Source organism: Tessaracoccus bendigoensis DSM 12906, assembly GCF_900141915.1.
GTDB classification, from domain to species: Bacteria; Actinomycetota; Actinomycetes; order Propionibacteriales; family Propionibacteriaceae; genus Arachnia; species Arachnia bendigoensis.
Map to the genome: position 1 here is coordinate 16,366 of NZ_FQZG01000045.1, position 19,590 is coordinate 35,955.

At 66.3% G+C, this 19,590-nt stretch carries 18 protein-coding genes and 1 tRNA gene; 7 read left to right on the forward strand and 12 right to left on the reverse strand.

What is annotated here, in order from left to right; all coding sequences use genetic code 11:
* Position 1: 1 nt before the first annotated feature.
* Complete coding sequence (locus tag BUC15_RS12060) at positions 2-2,764, reverse strand: FAD-binding and (Fe-S)-binding domain-containing protein (protein WP_084189556.1); 2,763 nt, start codon at positions 2,762-2,764, stop codon at positions 2-4.
* A gap of 140 nt (positions 2,765-2,904) precedes the next feature.
* On the opposite strand from BUC15_RS12060, the gene BUC15_RS12065 reads away from it, so the two are divergent.
* From BUC15_RS12065 to BUC15_RS12075, 3 genes are all read left to right on the forward strand, one after another.
* Positions 2,905-2,978: transfer RNA gene (locus BUC15_RS12065), tRNA-Gly, on the forward strand.
* Between the two features lie 56 nt (positions 2,979-3,034).
* Positions 3,035-3,265 (forward strand): hypothetical protein, encoded by a 231-nt coding sequence (locus BUC15_RS12070; RefSeq protein ID WP_139280241.1) that lies wholly within the window; start codon positions 3,035-3,037, stop codon positions 3,263-3,265.
* A 38-nt stretch (positions 3,266-3,303) separates the two neighbouring features.
* Positions 3,304-3,519, forward strand: coding sequence for a hypothetical protein (locus BUC15_RS12075; protein ID WP_073188626.1), 216 nt, complete (start codon positions 3,304-3,306; stop codon positions 3,517-3,519).
* 101 nt (positions 3,520-3,620) lie between these two features.
* Here the strand turns inward: BUC15_RS12075 and BUC15_RS12080 are convergent, their stop codons facing one another.
* The 10 genes from BUC15_RS12080 to BUC15_RS12125 form a co-directional block, all read right to left on the reverse strand.
* Positions 3,621-4,583, reverse strand: a complete 963-nt coding sequence (locus tag BUC15_RS12080; RefSeq protein ID WP_073188628.1) for a DUF368 domain-containing protein — start codon at positions 4,581-4,583, stop codon at positions 3,621-3,623.
* Positions 4,584-4,669: 86 nt separating this feature from the next.
* Positions 4,670-5,758, reverse strand: a complete 1,089-nt coding sequence (locus BUC15_RS12085; RefSeq protein ID WP_073188630.1) for a polysaccharide deacetylase family protein — start codon at positions 5,756-5,758, stop codon at positions 4,670-4,672.
* 140 nt (positions 5,759-5,898) lie between these two features.
* Complete coding sequence (locus BUC15_RS12090) at positions 5,899-6,741, reverse strand: MetQ/NlpA family ABC transporter substrate-binding protein (RefSeq protein ID WP_073188631.1); 843 nt, start codon at positions 6,739-6,741, stop codon at positions 5,899-5,901.
* A gap of 88 nt (positions 6,742-6,829) precedes the next feature.
* Complete coding sequence (locus tag BUC15_RS12095) at positions 6,830-7,513, reverse strand: methionine ABC transporter permease (protein WP_073188632.1); 684 nt, start codon at positions 7,511-7,513, stop codon at positions 6,830-6,832.
* Positions 7,510-8,517, reverse strand: coding sequence for a methionine ABC transporter ATP-binding protein (locus BUC15_RS12100; RefSeq protein WP_073188633.1), 1,008 nt, complete (start codon positions 8,515-8,517; stop codon positions 7,510-7,512). Before BUC15_RS12100 ends, BUC15_RS12095 begins: the two co-directional genes overlap by 4 nt.
* Positions 8,518-8,627: 110 nt before the next feature.
* Complete coding sequence (locus BUC15_RS12105; protein ID WP_073188634.1) at positions 8,628-9,227, reverse strand: TetR/AcrR family transcriptional regulator; 600 nt, start codon at positions 9,225-9,227, stop codon at positions 8,628-8,630.
* Between the two features lie 87 nt (positions 9,228-9,314).
* Entirely contained in the window at positions 9,315-9,869 is a 555-nt protein-coding gene (locus BUC15_RS12110; RefSeq protein ID WP_084189559.1) for a type II toxin-antitoxin system PemK/MazF family toxin, read from the reverse strand.
* Between the two features lie 39 nt (positions 9,870-9,908).
* A complete protein-coding gene (locus tag BUC15_RS12115; protein ID WP_073188635.1) occupies positions 9,909-10,484 on the reverse strand; it encodes a hypothetical protein in 576 nt (191 codons plus the stop codon).
* Between the two features lie 39 nt (positions 10,485-10,523).
* The gene (locus BUC15_RS12120; RefSeq protein WP_073188636.1) at positions 10,524-11,078 is read right to left on the reverse strand and encodes a DinB family protein; all 555 of its coding nucleotides are present in this window, start codon (positions 11,076-11,078) and stop codon (positions 10,524-10,526) included.
* A 1-nt stretch (position 11,079) separates the two neighbouring features.
* On the reverse strand, positions 11,080-12,060 hold the full coding sequence (locus BUC15_RS12125; RefSeq protein ID WP_073188637.1) for an ATP-dependent DNA ligase: 981 nt from the start codon (positions 12,058-12,060) through the stop codon (positions 11,080-11,082).
* Positions 12,061-12,201: 141 nt separating this feature from the next.
* Here BUC15_RS12125 and BUC15_RS12130 point away from each other — a divergent pair, with 141 nt between their 5' ends.
* From BUC15_RS12130 to BUC15_RS12145, 4 genes are all read left to right on the forward strand, one after another.
* On the forward strand, positions 12,202-14,496 hold the full coding sequence (locus BUC15_RS12130; RefSeq protein ID WP_073188638.1) for an ROK family protein: 2,295 nt from the start codon (positions 12,202-12,204) through the stop codon (positions 14,494-14,496).
* Positions 14,493-15,767 carry an ABC transporter substrate-binding protein gene (locus tag BUC15_RS12135; RefSeq protein ID WP_073188640.1) on the forward strand — a complete coding sequence of 425 codons (1,275 nt, stop codon included), beginning with the start codon at positions 14,493-14,495 and terminating at the stop codon, positions 15,765-15,767. Before BUC15_RS12130 ends, BUC15_RS12135 begins: the two co-directional genes overlap by 4 nt.
* Before the next feature lie 61 nt (positions 15,768-15,828).
* Positions 15,829-16,704: an ABC transporter permease subunit gene (locus tag BUC15_RS12140; RefSeq protein ID WP_084189561.1), complete on the forward strand. Its 876-nt coding sequence runs from the start codon at positions 15,829-15,831 to the stop codon at positions 16,702-16,704.
* Positions 16,697-17,542, forward strand: a complete 846-nt coding sequence (locus BUC15_RS12145; protein WP_073188645.1) for a carbohydrate ABC transporter permease — start codon at positions 16,697-16,699, stop codon at positions 17,540-17,542. The genes BUC15_RS12140 and BUC15_RS12145 overlap by 8 nt, the downstream gene beginning before the upstream one ends.
* Positions 17,543-17,631: 89 nt before the next feature.
* On the opposite strand, the gene BUC15_RS12150 is transcribed toward BUC15_RS12145, so the two are convergent.
* Positions 17,632-18,801 (reverse strand): M20 metallopeptidase family protein, encoded by a 1,170-nt coding sequence (locus BUC15_RS12150; RefSeq protein ID WP_073188647.1) that lies wholly within the window; start codon positions 18,799-18,801, stop codon positions 17,632-17,634.
* Between the last annotated feature and the right edge of the window lie 789 nt (positions 18,802-19,590).

Genomic DNA, 19,590 nt, shown 5'->3' on the forward strand with positions numbered 1-19,590 from the left:
GTCACCCCCTGCGTGGACGGGTCGCCTCTTCCAGCAGTTCGAGGATGTGCCGGTATGGCCGACCTGTGGCCCGCGACATCCCGATCTCACAGGTCCGGTTCAACGAGGCGTAGGCCGCGTACTCGCGCTGGTTGATCTCTCCTGCCATCTCGGACGTGGCGCTGGCTGTCAGTTCGGGGTGCAGCAGCCCCCGATCGCCAGCGAAGCCGCAGCACGCCCAACTGAGTGGTACCGACACGTCGTGGCTGATGAAGCGTGCGATCTCCAAGAGAGACCCGTTGATCCCCAACCGGGTGGACGAACACGTCGGGTGCACCATGATGGACCCGACGGGGCGGGTGAGCTTCAAGTTGGGCAACAGGTCGTCTGCGGTGAACTCGACGACGTCCAGCACCGGCACCTGCCAGTGCCGCGCCATCTCCGCCAAGGCATGCGTGCAACTGCTCGCGTCGGTGATCACCGGAATCGGGTCCGGCCTGACGATCTCGGCGTGTACCTTCCGGCGCATCACCTCGTAGCCCTCCTGGATGCCCTTGGCGCGCCAGGGCGCGCCGCAGCAGAGCCCCTCGGCGTCGAGCATCGTGACGCGCACCTGCGCCCGCAGACACAGCTCGCGGAAGGCGGCGAAGACGCCCACGCCGGACGTGCCGAACACCGTCTGCATGCACGATGGGAAATAGGCTGCCACGCCCGGGTCGCGTCGGTCCCGACGACGGGCGCGACGCCTGATCCCCGCGCCCCTTGGAAGGTTGTGATCGTAGCGGGGGACGGCGTCGGCGCCGAGTCGCTTGCGCCCGAAGTCGGTGGTCGCGTCGGCCAGGGGAGAGGCGGACCTGGCGAATGTCAGCGCGGTCGAACCGAGCCGCGTGGTGATCGTCCAGGTCTTCGCCGCCTGCAGCCAGCCGGCCTTCTCTACAGTGCCGACATCTTCGGCCCGCTGCCGACGCACCAGGTCGCCGGTGTCGATCCCGAGCGGGCAGGCGACCGAGCACATCCCGTCCGCGGCGCAGGTCTCCACGGCCTCGTATTCGTAGCTCTCTGCGATCTGCCTGAGCAGGTCGTGGTCGTCGCGCCGGGCGCTGATCTCGCGGCGCAGCACGATGCGCTGCCTCGGGGTCAGCGTCAGGTCGCGCGACGGGCAACCGGCCTCGCAGTAGCCACACTCGATGCAGTTGTCGACCTCCTGCTCGATCTGCGGCATCAACTTGAGGTGGAGCAGGTGCTCGTCGGGGTCGTCGGTGATGATCACGCCGGGGTTGAGCACCCCGCCCGGATCGAACAGGAACTTGATCGCCCGCATCACCGCATACAGCTCATCGCCGTACTGGTCCCGGACGAAGGGCGCCATCGCCCGGCCGGTGCCGTGCTCGGCCTTGAGGACACCGCCCCGGTTCAGCACCTGCCGGACCAGGTCGCGGGTGAACTTCCGGAACCGGAGCAGCCCCTGCGGCTCGTCGAAACGCTCGCTGAGCAGGAAATGGATGTTGCCGTCGCGCGCATGCGCGAAGATCGGCACGTTCAGAATGCCGTAGCCGTGTTTGACGAACAGGTCGTCCAGCGCGTGGCACATCTCGCGGAACCGGTCGAGCGGGATGCTGATGTCCTCCAGTAGCGTCGTCGTGCCGGACGCCCTCGCCCCCGCGACCCTCGCGTAGAGCCCACGCCGCAGCTCGACCAGCGAGCCGCGCCGCTCGGGGTCGGTCGTCATCGGTACCGAGGCCACGACGTCGAGCCCGTGGAGTGCCTCGTTCGCGGCGGTGACGCGACGATGCAACGACTCCGCGTCCACGTCGTGCAACTCGACCAGGAGGGCCGCCTGCCTGTCCAGTTCGATCGTGCGCAGCAGCGGGGGAGCGGACTTCTGTCTCCGCACCACGCGCAGGGAGGCCACGTCCATCAACTCGACGGCCTCGAAATCGTGGCCAGCCAGGTGTTCGGCGGCTGCAGCGGCCGAGTCCAGATCCTTGAAGATGGCCAGTGCCGCGGCCAGGTGCCTGGCCAGCGGCACCGTCCGGAATGTCGCCTCTGCCACGAACCCGAGCGTCCCCTCGCTGCCGATCAGCAGGTGGGACATGATGTCGACAGGGCGGTGGAAATCGAGCAACGCGTTGATGCCGTATCCCATGGTGTTCTTCATGGCGAACAACCGACGGACGTCTGCCACGGCCGCCGGGTTGGCCAGCAGCCGCTTGCGCAACATGTGGAGACCGCCCGCTAGCTGAGGCTCCTCGAGCCGCAGGGTGATGTCGGCTGAGGGGTCGGCGGTGTCGATGATGAGGCCGCTGGGCAGCACGCACACCATCGATTCGACGGTGTGATACGAACTCTGCTCCAGGCCCGCCAGCATGCCGCTTGAGTTGTTGGCCAGGATGCCGCCGATGGTGCATGCGATGGCGCTGGTCGGGTCGGGGCCGAGGCGACGTCCGTATCGGGCCAGGTGGGCGTTGACCCGGGCCAGGGTCACACCGGTACCGACCCGGACACGGAGGCCGTCGTCCAGCACCTCTACGTCACGAAAATGCCTGCGCGTGTCGACCAGGGTCGAGTCGCTGACCGACTGGCCGCAGAGGCTGGTGCCGCCGGCCCTGAACGTCATCGGCTTCCGCTGCTCGGCCGCTCCGTGCATCAGGGCCGCGACATCCTCGACGGTCACCGGAGTGACGACCTCGGCCGGGGTCAGGAGGAAATGGGAAGCGTCGTGGGCAACCGCAAGCCGGGTGATGGCGCGGTTGTCGCGCATCATTGAGACCTGCGCGCTGCACATGTGTCCAGCCTACTTGTCCCCGCAGCTGGCGGATGTCACCTGGCCGTCAGCGTCGCCAGGTGGCCGGTCCGCCCACGATCCGGGCGTCAGGAAGGGCCGAGAGGCGCGCACCCCCTCAACCCTGCTAACCTGTGTTCCACGCGGGCGTAGCTCAATGGCAGAGCGCTAGCTTCCCAAGCTCGATACGCGGGTTCGATTCCCGTCGCCCGCTCCACTGAAACCGGAGCGCAAATCCCCTCTGAGAAGAGGGCTCGCGCTCCGGTTTCGCGCGTGATGGGCGTTGTTCCGCGGATACCAGCGGTAATGCTCGTTACCAGCGGTATTTCGCTGGTAACGAGCAATTCGGCTGGTAACGGCGGCACTTCGCTGGTAACGAGCGATGACGCTGGTGACGGCGACACTTCGCTGGTGACGGGAGAGGCCCCCGGCTTCCCAAGCGGCAACCGCGAAGGTAGGCTCGACAAGTTCGTGCTCACTGACGAGATGGTGGAGGAAGGTTGACGGTTCTCAAGCTTCGCCGAGTAGGAGCCGCCTCCTGTGTGCTCCTCGCTGCGGTCACCCTGATCTGCCTCGTCACCGGCGCCAGGCTGGGCTGGCTGACGCTGGGCCTGACCGGGCTCCTGCTGCTCGCGGGGGCGATCTTCGACGAGTTGCTCCGACGCCCCGTCCGGGCCGTGATGGCGGCATCGGGAGCCACCTTGGTGCTGTTCGGCCTGCTGCCCTGGTGGGCGTTGAATGGCGGGTTCATCAGCTGAGGAACCACTGGTCAACCATCTCCTCGGCGAGGACGGCACCGATCAGCACTCCCACTCCCATCCCATAGGCTGCCGGGGCCCGGTTGCAACGGCGGCCGAGGTCAGGACGTCTGGCCGCCCTTGGCCGCCGCCTCGATCGCCTCACGCCGTTCGGCGACCCGGTCCTCGACCCCACTGAACAGCCACGATGCGACGGTGCCGGCCACGAGCAGCGCCAGCGCGAATACGATCGATCCTGCGAGGGACAGGCCGGAGTCCGCGAGCCCCTTGGCGGTGAATGCGGGGAAGACCACCGTCGGGAAGATGGCCGCAGACGAGCCGATCACCATGCCCAGGATCAGGTGGTACATCTGAGAGTGATACATGCTGAACGCCCATTCGGCTGCCTTCGCCAGCAGCAGCACGCAGACGATGAGGCCGAGAGCCAACGGGATGACCACGCTCATGTCGAAGTTCTTGATCCCTGTGGCCATCTTGTCGTACAGGCCGAAGTAGATCAGGAAGTTCGACGGGCTGAGCCCTGGCACGATCAGGCCCAGGCCGATCAGGGCTCCGGAGCCGAACCAGACCGGGATGCTCGGCTGTACCTGCAGCAGTGTGGTGTCGCCCCCCACGTACATGAGGATGAAGATCGCGGTCGCGGCGACAACCATGATGATCCAGTCGATCCTGTGGCGCCCGTGCCTGCCTGCCTGCTTGAAGAGTGAGGGGAAGGTGCCGATCACGAAACCGATGAACAGGCAGATGAACTGCGCGGCGTACCTGCCGAACGCGGCCTCAACCACGACGGAGAACAAGACGATGCCGACCCCGAGTCCCAGCCCGACAGGAATGAAGAAGAGCACATTCCTGACGAAGTTGCGGCGCAGGTTGGCCAGGAACCGGATGAGCGGGTCGTACAGCTTGAAGATGACGGCCAGCACACCCCCCGAGAGGCCGGGCAGGATCGCGCCGATGCCGACGGCGATGCCCTTCAGGAACCGGGCGAACCACCGCCCGACGGAGTCGGGTAGGGTCACGTCCGTCTGGATGTCCTGGTCTTCAGGTGCGCTGGGCTGGGGCATGGACGCTCATCTCGATCGGGGTTGGGCCGACCCAACCCTACGCGAACACCCGGCAGGTCCCGCAATGCGGAGCCGACCCCGCAGGGTCAGCAGCTGATCCCTGCGGGCTTCGCGGCCACCGCCCCGGTGTTTCGGCACATGCCGACTCCCTTGGCGGAGAGCCCGTCGCGCATCGAGCGGATCGAGGAAGCGTTGAACCCGTTCCACTGCATGTGCATCAGCACGGTGTCGCCGCCGCTCGAGTTGTTGACGACGTAGCGCACCAGCTCCGAGCTCGACTTGCCGCGCCAGTCATTGGTGTCGACCGTCCACGTCCAGATCCGCATGCCCACCGCGTCGTAGGCGCTGCGCACCGTCGAGTTGTAGGCCCCGTACGGAGGGCGACCGTAGGTCGTCACGATGCCGGGAGCGCCCAACTGTCGCACCACTGCCGAGTAGCTGAGGTTGGTCAACTGGGGATGGCTGATCGAGTGGTTGAACACGTAGTGCCCGAGCGAACGTGCATAGGCGGCGTCGAAGCGGCCTGCGGTGACGCAGTCACCGGTGGGGAACAGCGCGAGCCGGACGCCCATGTCCGAGACGGCCTTGACCGTCGTCCTAAACGAACTGAGCGACTTCGGGCAGTCGTCGAAGGTGAGGATCACCCGGTTCGACGTGTTGGGCCCCTTGGTGATCGAGTAGGGGCCCGAAGGCGCCGGAGTGGGGGTCGGATCGGCCGGCGGGCGGTACTTGTACAGCGAGTCGAGATCGGTTCGGATCTGGCCGAACTGGACGACATTGTTGAACACGTAATTGCCGCGGCCCGTGGTGTCGATGTAGGAGCGGCAACCGTTGCCCCCGGTGCGTGGCGTGTCGCACTCGGTGTACCATTTGCGACCCTTGACGACGTGGTATCCGGGGGTGGCGAGCGGGTTGCCGACCCACAGGCTCCGCGGGGAAGGTAGGTAGGTGAGGTTGTTGAAGGTCCAGACGCCACCCACCTTGATCTGCGTGGTGCAGCGTGCGGTGCGCGAGTATGGCTCGCACCAGGTCCGCCACTGGCGCCCGTTGACGGTGTGTTCGCCCGGCGTGGTGTAGACGTTGACGTCGGCGTTCGCGGACGGGGCCGTCACCCCCAACGTGGCCAGGACGCTCACGGCCGCGATCACCGTGGCGACGATGCGTGGGACTCGCATTGGATTCTCCATTCCACCCGGAGGGACTTCTCCTGACGGAGACTCTATGCCGCGGAGGGGCCATCAGTCACGCGATTCCCGGCAAAGAGATCGGGCCGCCGCACAGCTGAGTGTGCGGCGGCCCGGGAATCGGCGACGAATCAGCCGGGGATCACGTCACCGGAGGGCCACTCGGACTTGATGAAGTCCTTGACCTCCTGGGAGTGCAGCAGTTCGTCGAGCTTGGCGATGGCGGGGTTCCCGTCATCCTCCGTGCGCCAGACCAGCACGTTGGCGTACGGGTTCCCTTCGACGGCCTCGATCGCGATGGAGTCCTCGGCCTTCAGCCCCGCGGTGAGGATGAAGTTGCCGTTGATCAGCGCCGCGGCCACCGTCGGATCGTCGAGGAGCTGGACGACGACCTCGGGCTGGGTCTCCTCGAAAGTGAGTCCCTTCGGGTTCTGCTCGTCGGTCAGGGTCAGCACCGTGGTGTCCTCGGTGATGCCCTGCAGTAGGCCGCTCTCCTCGAGCAGCTTCAGGCCGCGGTACTGGTTCGACGGGTCGTTGGTGATGGCGATCTGCCCACCATCTGGGATGTCGGAAGCAGACTCGTATTGGTTCGAGAACAGGGCGAAGGGCTCGATGTGGATGCCCTCACCATGCGAGAACTCGTAGCCCTTCTCCGCGATCTGGTTCTCCAGGTAGGGCAGATGCTGGAAGTAGTTGGCGTCCAGGTCGCCGCTGGCCAGTGCCTCATTGGGCAGCACGTAGTCCTCGAACTCCTGGATCTCGATCTCGAGGCCGGCGTCTGCCGCGAGGTTGTCGCGCACGAACTCCAGGATCTTGGCGTGCGGCACCGGGCTGGCACCCACGACGAGTTTCGTGGTGGTTCCGGAAGCGGAAGCCGAGGTGCTGCTCTCGGGGGTCGTATCGCCGGAGCCGCAGGCGGTCAGCGCCATGGTGGCTGCCAACGCGGCAGCGGCTGCGGTCAGGATTTTTCGCATGAGGTTCCTCCTCTGTTTCGGGCCAACGACAAGTTGGCCGCCTGTGTGGCCTGGTGGCCGTTCCCGCCCTTGGCGGGAGAATCGGGGGTCAACGGTGGTCGATGGCCTTTGAGACGGCGTCACCGACCCATTGGATGACCTGAACCAGAAGGATCAGGAGCACCACCGTCATGATCATCACATCGGTTTGATAACGCTGGAAACCGTAATTGTAGGCGAGTCGGCCCAGACCGCCGCCGCCGATCAGGCCAGCCATGGCCGAATACCCGATGAGGGTGACGACCGTCGTGGTGAAAGAGGCGACGAGCGCAGGCAGCGACTCCGGGATCAGCACCTTTGTGATCGACTGCAGCTTGGTCGACCCCATCGCATGCGCCGCGTCGAGCTTGCCGACGTGTACGTCCCGTAGCGATGTCTCAACCAGCCGCGCGAAGAACGGGATCGCGGCGATGGCCAGTGACACCGAGGCCGCGATCGGCCCGATCTTGGTGCCGACCAGCACCACCGTCAGCGGCATCAAAGCGATCATCAGGATCGCGTAGGGGAACGAGCGGGTGATGTTGACCACGATGGCCGACAAGACGAAGTTGAGGGTCCGGTTCGCGCTCATGGCGCCGGGCCTCGTGATGAACAGCCACACCCCCAATGGCAACCCCAGGATCAGAGTCGCGAGGCCTGAGATGCCGACCATCTGCAGGGTCTCGAGCAGCGCGGGCCACATGGCCTTCTGGATGGCGGGGTTGGCGAACCAGGTGCCTTCGAGCGGGATCATGCCGCTTCCCCCGTTCCGTTGAGGCTGTCGGTGAGGGCGGCGTCCGCGCCCAGGCGCCTCAACTCGTCGATCACTCTGCCTGCCTCCACACTTTCGGGTATCAACAGCCGCAGGTGCGAGAACGTGGTGCCCGCCAGATGCTCGACGCTCCCGGCGACGATCGCAATCTCCGCCCCCACCACCTGTGAAACATGCGCCACGATTGGTTGTAGCGTCTCCGGGCCGGAGGACAGGACGTCGACCAGTGTCCCGGCACCGCGCAGGTCCGCGTGTGGGGGGATTCCGAGCAGCGCCTGGCTGAGCCTGCCGTCGAGGCGGCTGACCACTTCGGTCAGGGGTCCGGATTCGATGATCCTTCCCCCTTCGAGGAGCGATACCGAATCGCAGATCCGTTTCACAACGTGCATTTCGTGTGTGATGACCAGTACGGCGAGTTCGGGGGTGCGCAGCGACACGATCAGGTCGAGAACTTCATCCGTGGTGCGGGGATCGAGGGCCGAGGTCGGCTCGTCGAACAGCAGGACGTCGGGGTCGGTCGCCAGCGCCCGGGCGATCCCGACGCGTTGCCTCATTCCGCCCGACAGTTGGGCCGGATAGGCGTTGCTGGCATCGGCCAGCCCGACACGGCCGAGGAGTTCGTCGACCTTCGCCTTGCGGCGGGCCGCATCCGCCTTCACGATTTCGAGTGGGTAGCCGACGTTCTGGGCGATCGTGCGTGAGTCGAAGAGGTTGGCCTGTTGGAAAACCAGGCCGATCCGACGGCGTGCCGAACGCAACGCATCCGCGCGTGCGGCCGTCAGGTCGACACCGTTGATCGTGACGGTGCCGGAGGTCGGCTTGTCCAGCATGGTCAGGCACCGCACCAGCGTCGATTTGCCCGCCCCTGAGTGCCCGATGATGCCGTGGATCGAACCCGAGGGCACCGTCAATGACACCCCGTCCAGCGCATGCACGGTGCGTCCGCCCTGCGAATAGACCTTCGTGAGGTCGGTCACGGTGATCATTTCCGGCTCCTGTCTGCCGGAAACATTCAATCAGTAGGAGTGGGATTCCCCGCAATCATTGGTCGTGATGTCCAAGCCCCGTTCACCAATGGCATAACCAGTAAACTGGATCAGACGGCTTCGGCGAGCGTGTCCCTGTCGATCTCACCGTCGATCGGGACCAGTCGCTCGTCGATCAGGGCCAGTGCGCGGTACACGTCGGCCCGTCTGTCCTCGGGTGTCTCCGACGTGATTCCCGAAACCATCTGCACGATGAGTCTGAGGTCCTCAGGGGTCCAGGCCGGATCTGCAAGCCCTGCGATTTGGGCCTGCGAGAGGGGCTCCGTCAGCAACTGAACGAGGCGACCCCCCTCGACGTCGGAGGGGAGATCCTGCTCTGCCAAGACCATCTCCAGCAACGCGCCCGACTCGACGACATATTCGATCAGGGTGTTCCACAGCTTTGAGAATCCTTTTGGGTCATCGACCTGCCCGGCGAGTTCCTCGAGGTGGTTGAGGTTCTCTGCGAACACCTCTATGGCCAGGTGCAACCTCGACGCGAAGATCGCATACATCTCCGACTGCCTGACCCCTGCGTCCTGCGCTATGGCGCTGAACGGCACCATGTACCCGGCGCTGCTGAAGAGCCGCCGGGCTGAGGCGACGATCACAGCCCGAGTGTCAGCGGTGTCCTCCGGGCTCTTGCTTTTCGACGACCAAGGCCAAGTCATGCTGGAAATATACAGTCGCGCACCCCTGACATGTGGCCGGTATCACAACAACTGGGTCAACTGATCCAATTCGCTCAAGTCCGACGTTCATCTCGGCCGCTGTGCGGCCGCTTCCGGATCTCCGTAGAACCGCAGCACCTCGCGGGCGACATCGCGGAAGACCCGCTCATCCAGCATGGCTCCGACGCGGCGCACCGACTCGGGGGCGATCCTGACGATCCGGTTCACCCGCGCTTCGCTCGGTCTCCTCGCGGAATCCCAGGCGCCGCTGCCGAGGTCTGCCCAGAAGCGCCCGGCCCTGGCTTCCTGGGCCGCGTCGAGGTCGTGGTCCTTTGAGGTGACCTGGAGCCCCAGTAGCCAGCCGTCGTCGCGCCCGATGAGCAGAACGGGCCGGTCCTTGCCCTGGGTGTGATCCTCCTCGTAGGGCACCCAGGCCCAGACCACTTCTCCGGGGTCCGGTCGGTTGTCGTTGTGTGGGCGGTAGACGATCGTGGGGCGCCCTGTGAAGTCGCCGGGATAGCCGGTGGATCGCCCGCGTCCGGCGTCGGTTCGGCGCGGGGTGGACGGTGTGCCCGTCGCCCGCCTCGTGGCGCGCCGGAGCAGACGCAGGGCGCCGTCGAGGAATTGGTGGGAACCTGTCATGGCCGGGAGTCTAGGCCGTGGGTGTGTCCGATCCGCGCTTCAACGGAAGCGGGGGAGGCGACCGTAGAGGATTCGGGCGGGTCGACGGTAGCCTTCGCCCTGCGGGGACCGCACCGCCTCCCAGTAGCGGAAGTAGCGGGTCATGGGCGGCAGGAACGTGGACAACGAGGTGACGGCCGCGAAACCCACAGCGATCAGGGCCCAATCCGAGGTGATCGCGGCGTAGGCGGCAGTCAAGGCGAGCGCGGTCAGCCCCGCCCAGCGCGACCACCTCCAGCCGTTCCAGGCCTGAAACCCGGCCACCCCGACCGCTCCCGCCGAGAGCACCGTCGCCGCGGCCAGTATCCCCTCCAGCGTGAGGGACAACCACTTTCCGGGATCGGGCGCCACCCATTCGACCAACCGTGCGGAGGTGGGGTAGGTGTCCGGATGCGCGGCGAGCCACCAATGGAGGGCGTAGACGGCGATGAGGACGGCCACCGCGAGATAGGCCGACGCCGCGGCGAGCCAGGCAGCAGCGGGTCTTGGCGGTTCACCGGTCCGAGGGCTCAGCGGGGCGCCGACCTCCATCTCCTCCAGTGGCGGCAGACTCAGAATCTGCTTCGGCTCGGTCACCGGGACAGCCTACGCCACCGGGTCAATCGTCGGCCCGGGTCAAACTGGTGAGCCTTCGACGTCGTGGGCGTGGTGTGCGAGCTCATGTAGCAGATACAGGCCGAGCGAATGTGCGGTGAACCCGACGCCGTCGCCCCGTAGGCCACGTGCTTCCCACTGGTCGCCGACCGGAGACGCGAAGCGGGTGGCGGCGGCTTCGGCGCGCTCCCGGAGCAGTTCCCGCACGTCCGCGGGTGTGGCGCGCCAATACTCCTTCTCGACCGCGACGGCCTCGCCGTCCCACGACTCGAACCTTGCCGCCGCGGGTGCCGTCGCGAGCATCGCGTCCAGGCGCTGCGACATCACCTCGCACACATCGGCCACGTGGTAGGCGTACTCGACCGTCGACCAGGTCGTAGGGTCGGGGCGCAGGGTTGCGTCTGGGCCCATGATGGCGGTCTCCACCCGTGCGGCGAACTCCCTGATCGCGGTGGGGAAACTCCCGGTGGGGCACGCAGAGGGATCGAACCCGCACTCGGCGCACGGGCTCCGGGTGGTCCAGGTCCAGTCCTTATCGTCGGGGGTGGCGGACGGGGGAACGGCGGTCTCGCTCATCTCACGAGAGTAGCCGCGCGGTGGCCGCATCGACAGCCCGCACGTCGGGTCGGATGCTGCGCAGCACCGGTTGGCGCATCAGGCCGCCGTTGGAGAGCGACAGGTATCGGACCTGGGCACAGATCATCGGCTCGACCCAGTGGGTGCGCTGCGCCTCCGGCCCAGTGGGGACGGGGACGAACGGCGGACGGCTTCGCTCTATCCCCCGAAGCACCGTCAGAAGCAGGTCGCGCTCCCGATGGCTCAACCCCGAGCCGACCCTTCCGAGGGGGTAGAGCACCGGAACCGTGTCGAAGGTCTCCTCGTCGGTGGCGTGCCCGACCCAGACGGAGCCGAGTCGACGGTCGTCGCCGGCCTCCGGCAGCCAGCCCCCGATCACGGCGACCAGCTCGGTGCGGTTAGGCGTCTTGACCCAGTCGACGCTGCGGGTACCCGGCTGGTAGCGCGACGCGATGCGCTTGCTCATCACGCCTTCGAGGCCCGAATCGCGGGTGAAGCGCACCAGGGCATCGGCGTCGTCGTAGGTCTCGGAGCGACCCCAGGCCGGCCGTTCGAGGTCGAGCCCCTCGAGCAGTCCGCGCCGCTCGGCAAGGGGCAGGCCGGTGACGAGGTGCCCGTCGTGGCGCAGGACGTCGAACGCCATGAAGGTTGCAGGCCGCTCAAGCGCGAGCCGGGCGGCCCGTTCAGCGCTGCGGACGTGGATGCGCGGGGAAATCCCGTGCAGGGAAGGCGTGCCGGAGAGGGGGTCGATTGCGATGATCTCACCGTCGAGCAGGAGCCCGTCCGGAAGGCCGCGGGCCCCGTCGACGATCTCCGGGTAGGCCGAGGTGACTTCGCGCTCGTTTCGGTTGAACAGCCGCAGCGTCCCGCCGTGGGTCTCGCCCAACGCCCGGACCCCGTCCCACTTCACCTCGTGTACCCAACCTGATCCCTGCGGTGGGAGGCCCGGAGTAGGTGTCGGCGTGGCCAGCATCGGTCGCATGGGCCCATTCTGCCGTCCGTGGCGACCCGCGGGAACACAACTTCGGCTGAACACTCTGCGTCCGACCATTGACGGGAGGCTCTGCCGTGCTTACTCTTTCATTTAGTTAAGCACGTTGCTTAATTACTGTTTGGAGTCCAGATGTCTGCAGTGTCGCGACCGGCTCACCTGGCCAGGGTCTTCGAGGCCCTCCGTGGTGAGGGTGCCACGGCGCGCGAATTGGTGGCCGAGACCGGCCTGTCGCGTCCCACCGTGATGACGCTCCTCGCAGTCCTCGAGGGTGACGGCCTCGTCCGCCCGCAGGACGGCGAATCGAACGCCCCGGGCAGGCCGGCCAGCACCTGGTCCATCGCGCCGGACGCGGGCATCGTCATCGGCGTCGACCTGCTGGTCGGATCCGCGCTCATCTGCACGGCCAGGCTGGACGGCCGCGTCGTGACCGCCGAACTCATCTCCGACATCCCCGGTGCGTCGGGGGCGAGGTTGGAGGCGCTGACTCTCCTGATCGAGCGGCACATCGCCGCGCACACCCCGCTCTGCGGGCCGCTTCGGGCGATGTCGATCTCGACGACCGGAACCGTCGACGACACCGGCACCGTGATGGAGTCGACGGCCGTCCCCGACTGGTCGGGGTTCGACCTGGGGCGCCGGCTCTCCGCCGCCTTCGGCCTCCCGGTGAGGATCGAGAACGACGTCAACGCCTCCGCGTATGGCGAGTTCGTCCTGCGTGTCGCGGAGGGGCGACTCGACCACACGGACGACCTCCTGCTCGTGACGCTGTCCCGAAGCGTCCTCACCGGGCTCGTCATGGGTGGCCGGATCCATCGCGGCAAGGGATTCAACGCGGGCGAGATCGGCCTGATCGTCACCGAGGGTGCCGGGCCGGAGAAGGGTCACCTCTCGCACGCCGCAGAGGTGATCGCGTCCGCGGCGGCCGTCCTCGACCCCACCGTCATCGTCATCTCCGTGCCCATGACCCGCCTGCCGGGCGCCGTCGGGGAGATCAGCGACCACGTGCGCGCCAGCCGTGCCGTCGGTGCGACCCCGCTCAGCTTCGAGGGTGCCCGGTTGCCCGGGTCCGGCGCAGCGATCGGAGCGCTCAGCCTCGCCTTGGGCGACGCGCACGAGGCCATCTTCGACCGTTCTCCCGGAACCATCATCGCCCCGACCGCACTCGACCTGGTGCAGCGGGCAATCACGAAAGGAAGGCATCTTCCCTTGAGCAGCACCAATCCCGAGGAACTGGCTCCACTGCGGGTCGGCGTGGTCGGCGTCGGCGCCAGGGCCAGACTCGCGCAGCACTTCGAACTGCCAGAGAACGGGGGGATCATCACCGCAGCGTGCGAGCCGCACCCGGAAGGGAAGCAGCGCATCCTCTCCCGGTTGGGCCGCGACGACATCGTGCTCACCAGGACCGTCGACGAGCTGATCGGCACCGGCATAGACGTCGCCCTGATCACCTCGCCGGACGACACACACGCCGGCGCGGCCTGCGCGCTGCTCGAAGCCGGCGTCCCGGTCTACGTCGAGAAGCCCCTCGCCATCCACCTGGACGACGCCACCCGCATCCTGACCACGGCCCACCGCACCGGAACGAAGCTCTACGTCGGCCACAACATGCGCCACATGGACGTCGTGCGCGGCATGAGGCGCATCATCCAAGACGGCCTGATCGGTGAGGTCAAGGCCATCTGGTGCCGCCATTTCGTTGGGCACGGCGGCGACTACTACTTCAAGGACTGGCACGCCACCCGTGAGCACGGCAACGGGCTGTTGCTCCAGAAGGCCGCACACGACATCGACGTGATGCACTGGCTGGCCGATTCACACACCGTCCGGGTCAGCGCGATGGGTGCGCTCACCGTCTATGACAAGGTCTCGGATCGACGCGACCGCAGCAATGAGCTGATGGGCGACTGGTTCAGTCTCGAAAACTGGCCGCCGCTCAGCCAGACCGGTCTCAACCCAGTAATCGACGTCGAGGACCTCTCGATGATGATGATGCGCCTCGACTCGGGCGTCTACGCCTCATACGAGCAGTGCCACTTCTCCCCGGACTACTGGCGCAACTACACCGTGATCGGTACCGAGGGTCGGATCGAGAACTTCGGCGACAGTGAGGGCGGCGTCATCAAGCTGTGGAACAAGCGTCACGACTACGACCCGCAGGGGGACGCCCAGTTCCCGATCGTCGGCGACGCAGCCGGGCACGGTGACGCCGACGTGCTCACAGTCAGCGAGTTCGTCCGCTTCGTCCGGGATGACGAGCCGACCGACACCTCCCCGCTGGGCGCGTGGTACGCGGTAGCCGCCGCGATCCAGGCCACCGAATCCCTCCGCGACGATTCGACGCCCCGCGACATTCCCGAGCTTCCCGACGACCTCATCTCCTACTTCAACAACAACCAGTCAAACAACAACCAGGAGGAATCATGAAGCGACGCAGCTTCCTGACCGTTGCCGGCCTCGCCGGCGCTGCCGTCTCGCTGAGCGCCTGCTCGGGCGGAGACACCGAGCCAGGCGGGCAGGGCGGTGAACTCACGGCCGACACCACCGCGGAACTGACCTTCTTCTACTGGGACAAGAACCAGACCCCGACCGTCGAAGCCAACATCGCCGCGTTCAACAAGCAGTACCCGAACATCAAGGTCAACACGTCGATCGCCGCCTACAAGGACTACTGGTCCAAGCTGCGCACCCAGGCCGAGGGCGACCAGTTGCCCGACGTGTTCTGGATGAACGGCCCCAACATCCAGCTCTACGCTGGCAACGACATGCTCGCCTCGATCGACGATCTGACCGACGTGCCCTGGGACAAGTACCCGCAGGCGCTCGTCGACCTGTACACCGTCGACGGATCGCACTTCGGCATCCCCAAGGACTACGACACGATCGCCTGCTTCATCAACAAGACGCTCTTCGAGCAGGCCGGGGTCCCGATCCCCACCGACGGCTGGACCTGGGCCGAGCACAACGACGCGGCCAAGAAGATCGCCGCCACCGGAGCGCACGGTGTCGTCTCTACCGTGGGTGCGGCCGATGGGCAGGGCAGCTACTACAACACCATCTACCAGGCCGGCGGCTATGTCATCAAGGACAACCAGTCCGGATTCGCCGATCCCAAGTCGGTCAAGGGCCTGCAGTTCTGGGCCGACCTGATCGCCGACGGCTCGATGCCGTCGCTGCAGGTGATGACCGACACCTCGCCGACCGTCCTCTTCTCGAATGGCCAGGCCGGCATCTTCTGGGCCGGTTCCTGGATGGTCCAGCCCCTGCTGGAGGACCTGAAGGATCCGGCCGAGGTGATCGTGGTCCCGCTGCCGAAGGACGAGACGCAGGCCACCATCATCCACGGCCTGGCCTATGTGGCCTCGGCCAAGTCGAAGAACCTAGCTGCCTCGAAGGCACTGGTGCAGGCCATGACGACCGAGGAGGCCGCCAAGACCGAGGCCGCCAACGGCACCGCGATCCCCGCCTTCACCGGCACCCAGCAGGCGTGGGTCGATGGCCAGCCCGAGTGGAACCTGGGGGTCTTCACCACCGGCGCCGACGAGTATTCCGTGTCCTACCCCGTCTCCAAGAACACCGCGGCCTGGGAGGACCTGCAGCTGCAGATCCTGCCCGATGCCTTCGCAGGCAAGACCCCGATGGAAGAGGCCGCGAAGAACCTCGCGGAGCAGATGGACGCGCTCCTGGCCAAGGAGTGACCCTGTGACGACCACCACCGCAACGGGGCGTCAGGCGCCCCCGAAGACTCGCACCCACCCCATGTCGGTGGGCGCCTGGCCGCTGCTGTTCGTCGGCCCGCTGCTCATCGGCGTCGCGATCTTCTACTACTACCCGATCGTCAGCAACCTGTACACGTCGTTCACGACGACCAACGCCTTCGGCGGCGACGTCAAGTTCGTCGGCGTCGACAACTATGTCGACCTGCTGACCCGGCCCGATCTGCCGAGCGCCCTGGGTAACACGTTGCTGTACACGGGGGTAGTGCTACTGGCGGTCCCGTTGTCGGTGGTGATCGCCTCGATGATCGAACTTCCAGGCCTCAAGGGGCGCACGCTCTACCGGATGCTGTTCTTCATGCCGTACCTCGCGATGCCGGTGGCGATCGCCCAGGTGTGGCGGATCTTCTTCAACGGCAACTTCGGGCTGCTGAACCAGATGCTGAAGGCGATCGGCATCTCCGATCCGCCGTACTGGCTGTCGACGCCGGGGTTCGCGATGCTCGCCGTCGCATTCTTCGGCATCTGGTCGTCCATCGGCTTCAACGTCATCATCTTGTCGTCCGGGTTGAAGGGCATCCCGCCGGAGCTGTACGAGGCGGCGTCCCTCGACGGCGCAAACGCCTGGCAGCAGTTCAGCCGGGTCACCGTCCCGCTGCTCACGCCGTCGATCTTCTTCCTGACGATCATGCAGGTCATCGGCGGGTTCCAGCTGTTCGACGGCCTCTACGCGATGCTCGGGCCGACGAACCCGGCGATCAACGAGTCGCGTTCCCTGGTCTACCTGTTCTACAACGAAGCGTTCGTCCAGCAGAACAAGGGCGGGGGTGCGGCCATCGCGATGTTCATCGTGGTGTTGGTCGGCATCGTGACCGCCATCCAGTTCTGGGGGCAGAAGAAGTGGGTGCACTATGAGTGACAAGACCCGACGCGTGCTTGCGACGCAGGTGCGCTACCTGCCTGCCCACATCCTGCTGATCCTGGGTGGCCTGGTGATGCTGTTCCCGTTCGTGTGGCAGATCCTGATGTCGCTGTCGACCAACGCCGAGATCCAGTCGGTGCCGCCTCAGCTGATCCCTGAGCAGTTCATGTGGAGCAACTACACAGACGTCTTCGCCAAGATCCCGTTCCTCAGCCAGTTCGGGACCTCCGTGTTGATCACGGTCGTTCGCACCGTCGGTCAGGTGGTGCTCTGTTCGCTGGCCGGGTATGCCTTCGCGCGGATGCGGTTCCGTGGCCGCAACCTCCTGTTCGGTCTGCTGTTGGCCATCCTGATGATCCCGGGGCAGGCCTACCTGATCCCGCAGTACCAGATCATCAAGAGCCTCAACCTGCTCGAGACCTGGGGCGGGGTCGTCCTGCCCGGCATCTTCTCCGCCTTCGGGACCTTCCTGATGAGGCAGGCATTCCTGTCGATGCCCAAGGAACTTGAGGAGGCTGCAAGGCTCGATGGCTGCAACCCGTGGCAGACGTTCTGGAGGGTCATGCTCCCCTTGGCCAAGCCGAGCCTGTCCGCGGTGGCGATCGTCACGGTGCTGTGGAGCTGGAACGACCTGCTATGGCCGCTGATCATCACCTCGCGTGAGGACAACATGCCGCTCAGCGTCGGCATCGCTACCCTCGCGGGGCAGTACAGCAGCGACTGGGCGATCATGATGGCCGCGTCGGTCATGGCGATGGCGCCGATCTTCGTGTTGTTCTTCAGCATGCAGAAGCGGGTCATCGAGGGGCTGGCGGCCTCGGGGGTCAAGGGCTGAGCGGTTGGTTGAGCCGTGCGTTGGTTGAGCCTGGCTGCGAGGAACGATCGCCCGTGCCGAAACCACGGTGAGTTTCGTTGGGGCCCTGCTCAACCCAGCTTGAGCAGGGCCAGCCCGCTCAGCAGCCGCGCACCGTCGGCCAACACAGAGTCGTCGAACCTGGCGTAGGCCGAGTGGTTCATCGGGGCGGTTTCCGGATCGAGATCGGGAGGGCAGGCGGACAAACCGATGAAGCAGCCAGGCGCCAGCTCGAGGAGGCGGGAGAAGTCTTCGGCCCCGGCCAGCGGGTGCCCCCAACGGACGTGACGGCCTTCGCCGAACAGTTCCTCGACCAACCCGGCGACCACGTCGGCTTCGGCCTCATCGTTGACGGTGACCGGGTACTGCTCGAGGAGGTCGAACTCGGCCCGCACGCCGTGGGCCGACGCGATGCCGGCCGCGACCTGCGCGATGGCCTGGATCAGCTTGTCGCGGGCCGCGTGCGAGAACGTGCGCAGGGTGGCCTCGAGTCGCCCCTCCTCCGGGATCACGTTGGCGATGGTGCCGGCCTGCAGCAGCCCGACGGTGACCACGACCGGGTCCTGCACGTCGAAGCGGCGGGTCACCATCGTCTGCAACGCCGTGGTGATCTCAGCGAGCGCAGGGATCGGGTCGGCCGCGCGCTGCGGGGTCGAGCCGTGCCCACCCCGTCCGACGACCCGGACCTTCGCGACGTCCGAGCTGGCCATCACGGTGCCCGGTTTGGTGCTGAACGTGCCGCAGGGCTCCAGGGTCGACCAGACATGGATGGCGTAGACCCAGTCGGGGCGCGACCCGGCCGCTTCGAACACTCCCTCCTCCAACATGTACCTGGCGCCGTCGACGCCCTCCTCGCCCGGCTGGAACATGAAGATGACATCTCCGGCCAACTCGTCGCGGCGGGCGCACAAGTCGTGGGCGGCACCGACCAGCATCGACATGTGCAGGTCGTGGCCACAGGCGTGCATGTTGCCGTTCGACGAGGCGAAATCGAGCCCGGTGAGTTCCTGCACCGGTAGCGCGTCCATGTCCTCACGGAGGAGGACAACCGGGCGCTTCCCTTCGGTGGGGCGCCCACCACGCAGGACCCCGACTATCGAGGACACCTTCGTGCCAAGTGTGATCTCGAGCGGGAGCCCGGAAAGGGCCTCCAGCACCCGGGCCTGGGTCGCGGGCAGTTGGAGCCCGACCTCCGGGATCTGGTGGAGTTCGCGACGCAGGGCAACGAGATCGATGGTCATGTCCCTTGTCTACCGCAACCTGGCACTGCCCGTCGGGTCGATGTTGCGTTGCCCAGCAGCGTCGCTCCGAGCAGGTGAACTGATGGACCTCTGGATAGTGGTCGATTCTGCTCCGTCACGCCACGAGAATCGCCCAACGCCTCCTCAAACCTGGCTGAATCGGCGTAGTAGCTGCCGTGACGGAGATCCCAGCTCCGCCGGAGATGGATATTGCGCTTGGTGGGAGCCAGTGTTCCGCCCAGCACTGAGCCAGTAGTCCGCTGCTGATTGAGCCGGTCCGATGGAGCCGAGTGGGCCCTGGCGCCGTCGTGCGGCGCGCGGGTACCGATACACAGCGCATCGCCCGACTACGGTTTCGCGGCCCGGCCCACATCCGCCGCGATGAGTCCGTCGGTTTGCAGTAGGAGATGGTCCCTACTGTCGACCTGACCCAGCCGCGCGATCGGTGTGGCTCCGAAGATTCGCAACGCGCCTTCCAGTAGACCTCGGATGAGCCCCTCGGCCGCGTGGTGCCGGGGGGATCGTTGGGGAGGAATCACACACCGGAGAGCGGGACGATTCCTATGCAGCACCGTGGTGTCTTGGGAACCTGGCCTCCTGCGTCGGCAGAGGGTTGTCGGGACGCGTGCCGTTCACATTGGGGGTAGACGCGCCGGGGTACTCGGTCGCACGGTCCAGATCATCGCGACATCCTCTGCACTCCCGGCCGGCCCCAGGACTTCTGAGTCCAGCGCCGCCACGACACCAGCGGGAAGGCTCGACACCAGCCTTCTGACGTCGTCACCAGCG